Source organism: Pseudomonas sp. MWU16-30316 (assembly GCF_020515645.1).
In the GTDB taxonomy this organism is placed as follows: domain Bacteria; phylum Pseudomonadota; class Gammaproteobacteria; order Pseudomonadales; family Pseudomonadaceae; genus Aquipseudomonas; species Aquipseudomonas cerasi.
Genome location: NZ_JAIZAZ010000011.1, coordinates 106,508 through 118,901, shown reverse-complemented (window position 1 = coordinate 118,901; position 12,394 = coordinate 106,508). Strand labels below are relative to the sequence as shown.

At 58.3% G+C, this 12,394-nt stretch carries 10 protein-coding genes and 1 tRNA gene; 9 read left to right on the top strand and 2 right to left on the bottom strand.

Annotated features, from left to right (window positions below):
• Window positions 1-11: 11 nt before the first annotated feature.
• Window positions 12-1,673, bottom strand: a complete 1,662-nt coding sequence (locus tag LCH65_RS25245) for an OFA family MFS transporter (protein WP_032609691.1) — start codon at window positions 1,671-1,673, stop codon at window positions 12-14.
• 497 nt (window positions 1,674-2,170) lie between these two features.
• Here LCH65_RS25245 and LCH65_RS25240 point away from each other — a divergent pair, with 497 nt between their 5' ends.
• The 9 genes from LCH65_RS25240 (at window position 2,171) to LCH65_RS25195 (ending at window position 10,766) form a co-directional block, all read left to right on the top strand.
• On the top strand, window positions 2,171-4,396 hold the full coding sequence (locus LCH65_RS25240) for an AsmA family protein (protein ID WP_226439919.1): 2,226 nt from the start codon (window positions 2,171-2,173) through the stop codon (window positions 4,394-4,396).
• A gap of 93 nt (window positions 4,397-4,489) precedes the next feature.
• A complete protein-coding gene (mutY, locus tag LCH65_RS25235; RefSeq protein WP_151342566.1) occupies window positions 4,490-5,557 on the top strand; it encodes an A/G-specific adenine glycosylase in 1,068 nt (355 codons plus the stop codon).
• Window positions 5,554-5,826: an oxidative damage protection protein gene (locus LCH65_RS25230; RefSeq protein ID WP_002555777.1), complete on the top strand. Its 273-nt coding sequence runs from the start codon at window positions 5,554-5,556 to the stop codon at window positions 5,824-5,826. The genes mutY and LCH65_RS25230 overlap by 4 nt, the downstream gene beginning before the upstream one ends.
• 101 nt (window positions 5,827-5,927) lie before the next feature.
• A tRNA-Phe gene (locus LCH65_RS25225) sits at window positions 5,928-6,003 on the top strand.
• Window positions 6,004-6,466: 463 nt separating this feature from the next.
• Window positions 6,467-7,039: a hypothetical protein gene (locus LCH65_RS25220; RefSeq protein ID WP_223886377.1), complete on the top strand. Its 573-nt coding sequence runs from the start codon at window positions 6,467-6,469 to the stop codon at window positions 7,037-7,039.
• Window positions 7,032-7,934, top strand: a complete 903-nt coding sequence (locus tag LCH65_RS25215; RefSeq protein WP_003434725.1) for a hypothetical protein — start codon at window positions 7,032-7,034, stop codon at window positions 7,932-7,934. Before LCH65_RS25220 ends, LCH65_RS25215 begins: the two co-directional genes overlap by 8 nt.
• A gap of 266 nt (window positions 7,935-8,200) precedes the next feature.
• Complete coding sequence (locus LCH65_RS25210; protein ID WP_003318312.1) at window positions 8,201-8,479, top strand: lipoprotein; 279 nt, start codon at window positions 8,201-8,203, stop codon at window positions 8,477-8,479.
• Window positions 8,480-8,790: 311 nt separating this feature from the next.
• Entirely contained in the window at window positions 8,791-10,137 is a 1,347-nt protein-coding gene (locus LCH65_RS26255; protein WP_003434729.1) for a methyl-accepting chemotaxis protein, read from the top strand.
• A 143-nt stretch (window positions 10,138-10,280) separates the two neighbouring features.
• Window positions 10,281-10,766: a hypothetical protein gene (locus tag LCH65_RS25195; RefSeq protein ID WP_003342242.1), complete on the top strand. Its 486-nt coding sequence runs from the start codon at window positions 10,281-10,283 to the stop codon at window positions 10,764-10,766.
• Window positions 10,767-10,823: 57 nt separating this feature from the next.
• On the opposite strand, the gene gabP is transcribed toward LCH65_RS25195, so the two are convergent.
• Window positions 10,824-12,215, bottom strand: coding sequence for a GABA permease (gene gabP / locus LCH65_RS25190; RefSeq protein WP_065348840.1), 1,392 nt, complete (start codon window positions 12,213-12,215; stop codon window positions 10,824-10,826).
• Window positions 12,216-12,394: the final 179 nt, after the last annotated feature.

Here is a 12,394-nt window from a genome sequence, read left to right as displayed (position 1 = left end):
CCGGCAGGCTTTTAGTGGAACAGCACTGCGGTTTTTTGCAGGGTAATCCAGACGCCCCACGCCAGCGGGATGCCTACGGCCAGCCAGGCGGCGATGACCAGCGGCTTGCTGCCTGCGGATGCTTTCCACTCCAGCGAAGTCGTGGCGTTGGCACCCTTGTCGTGACCGATGGCTTGTTCAGCCGCCAGCTCGGCGTCGGTCATGAAGTACTTGTCGGCAACCGGACGAATCAGCAGGTTGCAGATAAAGCCCAGCACCAGCAGACCCGAGAGGATGTACAAGGTGATGTCATAGGCATCGGCACGTGCAACACCATGGGCGAGTTGGTACTCACGCAGGTAGTTGACCAATACCGGGCCGAGCACACCGGCCGCAGCCCAGGCAGTCAGCAGACGACCGTGGATCGCGCCGACCATCTGCGTACCGAACAGGTCAGCCAGATAAGCTGGAACTGTGGCAAAACCGCCACCGTACATCGACAGCACGATGCAGAAAGCGGCCACGAACAGCGCGATGCTACCCATATGGCTCAGGGTCGGAACCGACGCATAAAGCAGGAAGCCCAGTGCGAAGAATACGAAGTAGGTTGCCTTGCGACCGATGAAGTCCGAGCACGAAGCCCAGAAGAAACGACCGCCGATGTTGAACAGACTCAACAGACCCGTGAAGCCGGCTGCGATCGCAGCAATGGCTTTCAGCTGGTCGGCATTGAGCTGGCTGAAGGTCAGGTCGACGCCCAGCAGTTTGCCAGCGAAGACTTCCTGCAGCAGCGGCGAAGCCATGCCCAGGATGCCGATACCGGCCGATACGTTCAGGCACAGCACCAGCCAGACCAGACGGAACTGCGGTGTCTTCCAGGCCACGCTGACGTGCACGTGACGGTTGGTGATCATCGAGTTCTTGGCCTTGGCAGCCGGAGCGGTCCAGCCCTCAGGCTTCCAGCCGGTTGGCGGAACGCGGTAGCCCAGTGCACCGCCGATCATGAAGATGAAGTAAATCACCGCCATCACCACGAAGCTCTGCCATACGCCCACGCTTTCAGCCGAAGCGAAGTGACCCATCAGAGCCGTAGCCAGCGGTGCACCCACCATCGCGCCGCCGCCAAAGCCCATGATCGCCATGCCGGTCGCCATGCCGCGCTTGTCCGGGAACCACTTGATCAGGGTCGACACCGGGGAGATATAGCCCAACCCCAGACCGATACCGCCGATCACGCCCGACCCCAGCCACATCAGCCAGATCTGGTGCGTATAAATGCCCAGTGCGGAAATCAGCAAGCCACCACACCAGCAAAGTGCCGAAACCACACCCGCCTTGCGTGGACCTGCGTGCTCCAGCCAGCCACCCCAAATGGCAGCCGAGCAACCCAGGAAGATGAAAAACAGTGTGTAGATCCAGCCCAGCATGGAGATCTGCCAGTCACAGGTCGACGCGAACATCTGCGCGAAAAAACCCATGTCCGGTGCGCAAGCGACAGGTGCCGTAACACCGATAGCCTTCGACAGCGGCAACCAGAATACCGAGAAGCCGTAAGCCATACCGATACAAAGATGGATGGCCAGTGCTGCAGGTGGAACAAGCCAACGGTTGAAACCTGGCTTGGCGATAATGCGCTCTTTGGACAAGAACGCAGGTTGAACGGCTGCGCCGCCCAAGGCTGTGCTTGTGCTCATTATAATTACCCCAATGTGTGAAGCTCGCAGATGGTCCGCTGGTCCGCCACAGACTCAGTGCCGAGCGGCCATGTCTGTTTTATCGGCAGGTTATCCGGATACGTGACAAAAAGACGCACCCTAGCCAGCAAAAACGGAGACTATCACTGTCTGATGGCAAATAAGCATCTCGCTACATGCTTTTTATTATCTATTTTCACACGTTAATCCACGTGCTCTATCGAGCCATAGATGCAACCAATTAAGCATTATCGAAAAGCTGCTTTGGGCTTAGTTGGGCGCGCACCTGTGTGGCTATTCGGCCGGTGCGCGAAGATTCGGAAGATATATCGAGACGAGGCGACGCACATTTTTCATCTGCTCTCAGGCGTAGTGGCGCACGGTGCCAGCGTCTTGAACCGTAGGCCGGACAGCAATAACGGTATCCGCAGCCCGACAGGCTCGTCAGAGCGGTATACTCGTGGGCTATTTTTGAACATCGACACAAGGACTCGCCCATGAAAGCGTTCGGCAAAATCCTGGGGCTGTTTATTCTCGGGTTGTTGCTGATCATCGTGGCTCTCGGCTTCGCCCTGACCCACCTGTTTGATCCCAACGACTACAAAGACGAGATTCGCCAGCTGGCACGCGACAAGGCCAACGTCGAGCTGACGCTCAACGGCGATATCGGCTGGAGCCTGTTTCCCTGGCTCGGCCTGGAATTGCACGACGCCCATGTCGCCACCCTGACCGCTCCCGATCAGCCGTTCGCCGATGTGCAGATGCTCGGCCTGTCCGTACGCGTCCTGCCATTGCTTCGTCGCCAGGTACAGATGAGCGACATTCGCGTCGAAGGCCTGAACCTGACCCTGCATCGCGATGAAAACGGTCATGGCAACTGGGAAGACATCGGCAAGCCTGCCGTGGCAAGCACTGAAACATCTGGCGAGACAACGCCGGCCCCGGCTCCGGACGCGCCCAAAGCGGATCGCCCTTCCCAGCCGATCCGCCTGGATATCGACAGCCTGACCGTCAACAACGCCCGCGTGGATTACAGCGATGCCCGAAAAGGCAGGACCTTCATGGCCGAGAGCATTCAGCTGAGTACCGGGCCGATTCGTGAGGCGTCCGATATCCCGATCAAACTGACGGCCTTTCTAAGCACCAACCAGCCCGTCGTGCGCGCCAAGACCGAGCTGGTCGGCGAGCTGCGCATGGACCGCGTGCTCAAGCGTTATCAATTCGAAGACATGCGCCTGTCCGGTGAAGTCGCCGGCGAGCCGCTGCAAGGCAAGACCGTGACCTTTTCGGCGCAGGGCCAGCTGCTCGTTGACCTGGCCGCCAATATCGCTGAATGGAACAGCCTCAAAGTCTCGGCCAACCAGTTGCGTGCACTCGGCGAACTGCGTGCCCGCGATCTGGACAAAACGCCACAGATCAGCGGCGGCCTGTCCATCGCTCAGCTCGATCTGCGCGCGTTCTTCGAGAACATCGGTCAGCCGTTGCCAGCCATGTCCGAGGGCGCGCTGAGCAAGGTTGAAATGGTCACGCGCCTGGCGGGTACGCCTACCAGCCTTGCGCTGGAAAACCTAAACCTGAAAGTCGACGACAGCACCTTCACGGGTCGCATCGCCGTGGACGACTTCGCCAAACAGGCGCTGCGTGTCCAGCTCAAGGGCGATACCTTCGACGCCGACCGCTATCGTCCGGCTGAGAGCGAAGAAAGCAAAGGTGCCAAGGCCGCGCGCAAATCCGAGGTTCAGTCCGGTGAAGCCGCCGCTGCTGCGGGTGATTCACCGCTGCCCGAACAACCAACCAAGGCCGCCTGGAGCACTGCCAGGCTGCTGCCGCTGGAGCGCTTGCGTACGCTGGATGTCGAGGCTGACCTGAGCTTCGGCAAACTGACCCTGAACAAACTGCCCATCGACAACGCAGCGTTCAAGACCCAGGCCAACGGTGGCCTTATCAAGGTCGATACGCTGAGTGGCGACCTGTACAACGGCAACTTCGAGGTCAAGGGCAATCTGGATGCGCGTCCGGACACGCCTGTGGCCACGGTGCAGACGCGCATTGCCAAAGTACCGGTCGAACGCATTCTGGAAAGCCAGGGCCAGACGCCGCCAGTGCGTGGCCTGCTGAACCTCGACAGCAACCTGACCGGTACAGGCAACAGCGAAAAAGCCCTGATCGACAGCCTGAACGGCACCGCCAGTTTTGCGCTCAATAACGGCGTACTGGTCAATGCCAACCTGGAGCAGCAGCTGTGCAAGGGTATTTCGATCCTCAACCGCAAGACGCTTAGCGGCGAACCGCGCGCCAAGGACACTCCTTTCCAGCAGCTCAACGGCAATCTGGTGATACGCAACGGCGTGGCCAGCAATCCGGACCTCAAGGTTCGTACGCCGGGCATGGCCGTCAACGGTAACGGCGACGTCGACCTGCGCGTACTGGGCATGAATTATCGCGTCGGCATCATCGTCGAAGGCGACAAGAGCGATATGCCGGACCCGGCCTGCGAGATCAATCCGCGCTTTGTCGGCATCGAGTGGCCGGTGCAGTGCCGCGGCCCGCTGGAACTGGGCGCCAAGGCTTGCCGTCTGGACAAGGAAGGTGTCGGCCAGATCGCTGCGAAACTGGCGGGCGACCGGATCAGCGAGAAGCTCGAGGACAAGCTGAACGACAAACTCGGTGACAAGGTCAGCCCCGAGCTCAAAGACGCCCTCAAGGGACTGTTCAAGCGCTAGGGCAACGTGAACTGCTCAGGAGCGCCCTCGCGGCGCTCCGCTGGCACGACCGTTCATATCACCACTCATATCCAGACGAGAGCCCTCCAGGCCATGCAACCCGAACAATTCTCCAGCGCCGTGCTGGACTGGTACGACCGTCATGGCCGACATGACCTGCCCTGGCAACAAGACATCACGCCGTACCGGGTCTGGGTGTCGGAAATCATGCTGCAGCAGACCCAGGTCAGCACCGTTCTGAATTACTTCGACCGCTTCATGGAGGCCCTGCCGACCTTGCAGGCGCTGGCCGACGCGCCCGAGGACGAAGTGCTGCACCTGTGGACCGGGCTGGGTTACTACACCCGCGCCCGCAACCTGCAAAAAACGGCAAAAATCGTGGTCGCCGACCATGGCGGCGAGTTTCCCCGCGATGTCGAAAAACTCATTCTGCTGCCCGGCATCGGCCTGTCCACCGCTGGCGCGATTGCCAGCCTGAGCATGGGCATTCGCGCGCCGATCCTCGATGGCAACGTCAAACGCGTGCTGGCGCGCTTCACCGCGCAAGAGGGCTACCCTGGCGAACCCAAGGTGGCCAAGCAGCTGTGGGCCACCGCTGAACGCTTCACGCCGCACCGCCGGGTCAACAACTACACCCAGGCGATGATGGACCTGGGGGCCACGCTCTGCACCCGCAGCAAACCGAGCTGCCTGCTCTGCCCGCTGGAGCGCAGTTGTGAGGCGCACATGCTGGGCCTGGAAACGCGCTACCCGATCCCCAAGCCGCGCAAGACCGTGCCGCAGAAACGCACACTCATGCCGATGCTCGCCAACGAAGACGGCGCGATCCTGCTTTATCGTCGCCCTTCCAGCGGCTTGTGGGGCGGTCTGTGGAGCCTGCCGGAACTGGATGACTTCGATGACCTTCAGCACCTGGCCACCCAACACGCGCTGCAACTGGGCGAGCACCATGAACTGCCGGGGCTGATCCACACTTTCAGCCACTTCCAGTTGAGCATCGAACCCTGGCTGGTCAAGGTCCAGGAGTCCACCGATCACGTGGCCGAGGCTGACTGGCTCTGGTATAACCTCGCCACCCCGCCACGCCTGGGCCTTGCCGCCCCGGTGAAAAAGCTGCTCAAACGCGCAGCCGACGTATTGAACGCAGGAGAGTCGTCATGACCCGCACCGTAATGTGCCGCAAATACAAAGAAGAACTGCCCGGCCTGGAACGCGCCCCGTATCCGGGCGCCAAGGGCGAGGACATCTTCAACCACGTCTCGCAGAAAGCCTGGGCCGACTGGCAGAAACACCAGACCCTGCTGATCAACGAGCGTCGCCTGAACATGATGAACGCCGAAGACCGTAAATTCCTCCAGACCGAGATGGACAAGTTTCTCTCCGGCGAAGAATACGCCCAGGCCGAAGGCTACGTTCCCCCCGAAAAATAAAGCGTTTCACGCAGTGAAGGTCGTAAGCGTCGGTAATAATTCAAATTTTTTAAAAAACACGCTTGACGACCTCCTGAAAAACACGTCTAATGCGCCCCGTTGCCCAGATAGCTCAGTCGGTAGAGCAGGGGATTGAAAATCCCCGTGTCGGCGGTTCGATTCCGTCTCTGGGCACCACCTTTCGTTTTCAGGTGATGCCAAGCACACCTGAAAGCACACAAGAAGCCCGCCTCGTGCGGGCTTTTTGTTGTCTGGGCCTAACCTTCCTCGTATCCCCAAAGCTCGGCACACAACCCGTCCATTGACAAGCTCGACCACTGAACGATGCCAATCATTCAGCACGTAGCTAAATTGCTGAGTACCGGCTGATACCTATGGTCGTTGGGCGCTATGCTCGCTGAAGCAGACATCTTCTATCCAGCCCTGAAAATCTGCTGACGCGCGAGCGCTCGAAACTTTGCGTACAACGTTTGCGCTTGCCCGCATTTTGCGTTGCATGACAGAGTGCACACATGCACTTCCGAAGGGGGAAGCCAAGTCATCTGGCGAGCTGAGGGTATAGGCAAACCAACGAACCGGCGGGGGTGTACTGCAATAAACAACGCAGCTGGCTTCCTCGGCTGGACCATGGCACACGGAGGTGAAGTTGATACCACTATGGGATCATCAGGGGGTAATTCCGCCGATCAACGAGCGGAATCCAACATCTTTTGAGCGAGCGCCCTATCCGACAGACGTAAAGCGGTTGATTGATCGCTTCTCGACTACCTTAGAAAGATGCGAGGTGCTTGAGGGCTTCCTGTCTCATCGATCTGAAATCCATCGCATGGGTATCGTTTCGGGCATTCAGTGGCTTAACGGCAGCTTCATGGAGAACGTGGAGATGCTGGAGGGCCGCCCGCCCAATGATATGGATGTTGTGACATTCGCCGATGTGTCAGCCGCCATTCAGCAATCATTGACCGCTGATGATGTTCAAAAGCTGACAGACACAGAATGGATCAAGACATCGTATAGAGTCGATTTTTATATAAATCTGCTCTCTGACCCACCCGAAACACTCATTGAGCTTGCGGCGTACTGGTACAGTATGTGGTCGCACAGAAGATCTCAGCAATGGAAAGGATTTCTGAGCGTGAAACTCGATCCATTGCATGACCAAGCTGCGGCCGACCTTTTGGGGATTCGAAAGCGGGAGCTCCAGAATGAATAGAACTGAATTCACTCACGCACAGGCAGAAATCGGTTTCCTGGACCGCATCGCTCAGAAGCCAGGTCTGAGCAACCTTTCACGTCTTTCGCTGCGAGCCAGGAAGAATCAGGTAGGCGCAGGTCTTCGAGAGCCTGGCCGCGGCGCATTCTCACCCGCTAAAGCAGTGGTTACTTACCGCGGAACTCCAGTCAGAGGGGTACACGGTATAGGTGCTGAGTTTGGGGCCGCGGTAACCACAAAATTTTCCGATGCCGTATCGGCTATTGCAGCCTCTATAAGCGGTGTTCTGAATGATTTCGGGCCAATCCCAAACAAAGCTCAAAACCAGATACTGATCACAGGGACGGCACTGGGCTCATTTGGTTTTGAGTTTGAGGAAGCGCCAAGTGGTGACCCTCAGCTCACACTGGAGGGGACTACGCCCGTCTCGCAAGCTTTCGAGCTGGTTGCAGAACTTCTTGAGGCATCCACCAAAGGTGATGAGGAGTTGTCAGAGCCAGCGTCTAGGCTTGGTACAAGGGCTATTGCCACGGTCTCAGAGTACCTGGACAAACTAATAGCCTATGAAGCCTACTGCTCCGTAACAACCAGAGACCACGTATTTTCCTTTACCAGCGTTGATCAGGTTCGCATTAGCAGATCGCGCCTGAGCGTGGAAAACATCACTGAAACCGATATCGAGTTCAGTGGCGAATTTCTTGGCGCCTTTCCTGCCGAACGTCGCTTCGAATTCAAAACCCAGGAAGGCACAATTATCCACGGACGGATTGCTGCCGCAATTGAGAACCCGGCAATAATTAACACCCGGCTAAATCAGACATTCACTATTGGCGTAAGCGCGAGAACAGTGGGAAATGGCAGGCCAAGGTACACAATTTCCAAACTTCCTTGGTAAATGCTGGCCCAGCCTGCAGCTGGGCTTTTCATTTCTCCCTCCCTGATCCGATCCTTGGATATCGACCTGCCGAGGTCATGTACAGTCAATCTGCGAAGAAAGGTATCAACCCGAATCGCTTCCAGATAGCGCTCGGCCACAGGTGCGAAACGATGCTTCGAGCCCCTCAAGACCAGCCATCCAGAGCCCTGCCACCGCCATCCCATTGAACTAATTTTCCCCGCCCACCCTCGAAGCCATACATTTGCTTCCACAAGGAAAATTCCGTGCTCAAGTTAACCGCCTCCGCCCTCATCCTCGCCGCCACTCTGGGTCTGGCTGCCTGCGACAGCAAATCCGAACAGAAGGCACAGGACGCTCAGGCGCATCAGGAGAAATCCCAGGAGAAGATGGAGTCTGCTCAGGACAAAGTGAACGAAGCGGCCAAAGAGAACACCGAAGCGGCCAAGGATAAAGCCGAGTCCAAGGAAGCGGCTGCCGAAGAGTCGAAGACCTTCGTGCCGACCTCCGAAGTGACCAACACCATTCAGCCTGAAAAAAAGTAAAACAGTGAAAACTCTTCACAAAGTTTTCACAGCGGCCGCGTCATTGTAGAGCTGCTCCCAAGTGTGAATCCTTAAGCCCGCTCCCCCATCGCGGGCTTTTCTTTGTCCGGAATTTGGCGAGCAGCCCCTCTGCGCGCCAGTCCCGCACTCATTGCCGCATGCTTTTGTCGACAAATCAGCTCCGCGCGTTTCTCTGGCGCCAAAAAATACTTGATTTATTTTTTCAATTGTTGCAATGCGCATTCATGCTGCAGCCTTTCGAGTCGATAGCCTCATCACAGTAGGTCCGCAAACACACCGAGGGGCACGTTATGTTCGGAAATAAGAACAAAGCTGAGCTGACGGCCATGAAGGCCCAGGTAGATGGACTCAACGGACTGACAAGCGCGCTGGAAAAGTCGATGGCGGTGGTCGAGCTGAGCCTCGATGGCAAGATCCTCCGGGCCAACGATAACTTCCTCGCGGCGATGGGCTATCGCGCCGAAGAGCTGGCAAGCAAGACGCATCGCGACTTCTGCGAACCGGAGATGCTCCGCAGCCGCGAGTATGCTGACCTCTGGGCATCCCTGAAGGCCGGGAAATTTATCTCCGGCACCTTCAAACGCGTTGGCAAGAACGGTCACAGCGTCTGGCTTGAAGCCAGCTACAACCCGGTCGTTGATGCGCAGGGCAACGTCGTCAAGGTGGTCAAGTACGCCTTGGATGTCACCGCACGCGTGATGCTGGAGAACGAAACCAACAGCAAGCTGGCAGCGGTAGACCGCGCGATGGCTATCTGCGAATTCGAGCCCAACGGCAATGTGATTACGGCCAACAACAACTTCCTGAACGTCATGGGCTATGCGCTGAACGAGATCAAGGGTAAACACCACCGAACCTTCTGCGAGCCGGCACTGGTCAACAGCCCGGAGTACGCCGAGTTCTGGCGCAAGCTGAACCACGGCGAGTTCATCGGCGACCAGTTCAAACGCATCGGCAAACAGGGTCGGGTTGTCTGGCTGGAAGCGACGTACAACCCGGTTTTTGATGTCGACGGCAAACTCTACAAAATCGTCAAGTTCGCCAGCGACATCACCCACCGCGTTGAAAAACAGGAAGCGGACGCACACGGTGCATCGCGCGCTTACCATATCTCGGCAGAAACCGAGAAAGTGGCCGAACAGGGAACCCTGGTCATTCAGGACACGGCGCGGGAGATGCGCCAGATCTCCGAAAACATCGGTGCATCGGCGAAGCTGGTGAGTCAGCTGGGTGATCGCTCCGAGCAGATCACCGCCATCGTCAACACCATTCGCGGCATTGCCGATCAGACCAACCTGTTGGCGCTCAACGCAGCCATCGAGGCGGCTCGGGCGGGTGACCAGGGCCGCGGGTTTGCCGTGGTGGCCGACGAAGTCAGGCAACTGGCGGGACGTACCAGCGGCTCGACCACCGAGATTGCCGAAATGATTGGCAAGATCCTCGCCGAAACACGCGAAGCCGTGGCAAGCATGGGCGCGACTCAGGAAGGAGCCATTCGCGGTGTGATACTGGCAGACCAGGCCGGGCAGGTCATCGTGCAGATCCGCGATGGCGCAAGCGATGCGGTCGAAGCCGTCAGCATGTTCGCCAACCGCATGGATGAAGCCGAAGCGTTCGCAAAGCCGGGCAAACGGTGACGCGTCGGTAACACCCCGCAAATCAAAAACCCGCGCGCTGCGGGTTTTTTATCGCCCACCAATTACCGCACAAACCTTGGTTATCGGGCTCGTCTGCGCTTCAATAGCGGCCATTGCACCTCACGCCAGCCAAAGGACCGCTCATGGCCTCGCCAGACAAGCAGCAAAAACGTGCCAAGCGCGCAAAGATCAAGGCCAAGCAGAACCGCTCGGGCAAGGCTGCAACCAGCCTGGTTCATCCGGTGTTTGCCTCGGCACTGGTCAACCAGCCGTTCGATGACGTCGAACTCGACCTCAATACCTTCGACTTCAGCGACATTGTCGAGAACGGTTTTGACCCGGCTGACTACGACGACCTGTTCACGGCCATGAAGCAAGCGGAGGCCATCAGCCAGCTCGCGCTGTGCGTCGTCTTCCTGCAATACCCGGTGCTGGCACTGGTGATTTCCGAAGAGGACGAGGACCCGGCCACGGACTTTATGATGGGCCTGCTTATCGTGTACCGCGCGATGTACCACGATGAGGACGAAGACAGTGCAATCGAGTGGATCGAAAGCCCTGCCTTCCAGAAGGATTACACGCTGGCGTCCGACCTGCTGATGAAGAGAGACACCAGAGCCGCACGCTGATGCAAGATCGTGCCAATGCGCGGCATTGGCACGAGCGTCATCCGCCCAAGGGCGCGATCAACCCAGCGCAGCAGCGCCCACGCGACCGGCCTTGCGGCGACGCGATACGATCAGGCCAGCGCCGATCACCAACAGGCTGAGTACGCCGGTGGCGACGATTTCGAGGCGATGCTCTTCCTGCAGCAGCATGATGGTCAGCACCGCGACGATGAACGCGATCACAGCCCAGGTCAGCCATGGGAACAGCCACATTTTGAAGTCGATGGCCTCGCCTGCAGCAATGCGCTTCTGGCGCATACGCAGCTGCGACACCGCGATCACCAGATACACCAGCAGTGCGATGGCACCGGAGCTGGCGAGCAGGAAATCGAATACGGCCGCAGGCGCGATGTAGTTGGCGAACACGGTCAGGAAAGCCGCCGCAGTCGACATGAGCACCGCCCAGTGAGGCGTACCGCCCTTGCTGGTGCGCTTCGACACGGCAGGTGCATCGCCGCGCTTGCCCAGCGAGAACAGCATGCGCGAAGCGGTGTACAGGGCCGAGTTCAGGCAGCTGGTCACAGCAACCAATACCACCAGGTCAACAATCAACTTGGCGTTCGGAATGCCCATTGCATCGAGCACGGTCTGATAAGAACCCACCTCGGCCAAGCGCGGGTCGTTCCACGGCACCAGCGACACCACGATGAAGATCGAAACCAGATAGAACAGGAAGATCCGCCAAATCACCGAGTTGGTGGCCTTGGTGATCTGCTTGCCAGGGTTCTTGGACTCGGCCGCTGCGATGGTCACGATCTCGGTGCCCATGAACGAGAACATGGTGGTCAGCATCGCTGCCAGCACTGCGCCCATACCGTTGGGCAGGAAGCCGCCGGTGTCGAACAGATGGCTGACACCGCTGACGTTGCTGGTGGGCAGCAGACCGAAGATCGCCGCAACACCCAGCACCACGAACGCGATGATCGCCACGACCTTGATCAGCGCGAACCAGAACTCGAACTCACCGTAGTTCTTCACGCTGAACAGGTTGGTCGCCGTCAACACCAGCGTGATGACCAGCGTGAACATCCAGATCGCGATGTTGGGGAACCAGGCGTGCAGGATGGTTGCAGCAGCGTTGGCCTCCAGTGGAATCACCAGCACCCAGAACCACCAGTACAACCAGCCGATAGTGAAACCGGCCCAGTGACCGATAGCGCGGTCGGCATAGGTTGAAAACGAACCGGTGTCAGGCGAGGCAACGGCCATTTCGGCCAGCATGCGCATCACCAGCACCACCAGCGTACCCGCAGCGGCATACGCCAGCAGCACGGCAGGGCCGGCTTCGGCAATCGCGTGGCCGGAGCCGACGAACAAACCGGCGCCAATCACGCCAGCAATCGACAGCATCGTAATGTGTCGAGGTTTCAGCCCTTGTTCGAGCTCGGAAGAGTTAGCGGTACTGCTCATAAAACCACCTGTGCAAGACGAGCGAGGCACACCGGAGCGTTACGTAAAAAGAAACCTACGGTGCCGTTCTTTATATTTGACGCAAGAATTGCGCCAAAATATTTCGAAAACGACGTCGCTTAGAGAATACGAGGCCTGTGGCTTGACCCGTGAAGCATGCAAGACGATGGCTTTTCTTA

Excerpts from the sequence above, each read along its gene's own strand:
- LCH65_RS25195 (WP_003342242.1), top strand. The coding sequence starts at position 10,281 with ATGGCCTCGCCAGACAAGCAGCAAAAACGTGCCAAGCGCGCAAAGATC.
- LCH65_RS25240 (WP_226439919.1), top strand. The coding sequence starts at position 2,171 with ATGAAAGCGTTCGGCAAAATCCTGGGGCTGTTTATTCTCGGGTTGTTG.
- gabP (WP_065348840.1), bottom strand. The coding sequence starts at position 12,215 with ATGAGCAGTACCGCTAACTCTTCCGAGCTCGAACAAGGGCTGAAACCT.
- LCH65_RS25230 (WP_002555777.1), top strand. The coding sequence starts at position 5,554 with ATGACCCGCACCGTAATGTGCCGCAAATACAAAGAAGAACTGCCCGGC.
- mutY (WP_151342566.1), top strand. The coding sequence starts at position 4,490 with ATGCAACCCGAACAATTCTCCAGCGCCGTGCTGGACTGGTACGACCGT.
- LCH65_RS26255 (WP_003434729.1), top strand. The coding sequence starts at position 8,791 with ATGTTCGGAAATAAGAACAAAGCTGAGCTGACGGCCATGAAGGCCCAG.
- LCH65_RS25245 (WP_032609691.1), bottom strand. The coding sequence starts at position 1,673 with ATGAGCACAAGCACAGCCTTGGGCGGCGCAGCCGTTCAACCTGCGTTC.
- LCH65_RS25215 (WP_003434725.1), top strand. The coding sequence starts at position 7,032 with ATGAATAGAACTGAATTCACTCACGCACAGGCAGAAATCGGTTTCCTG.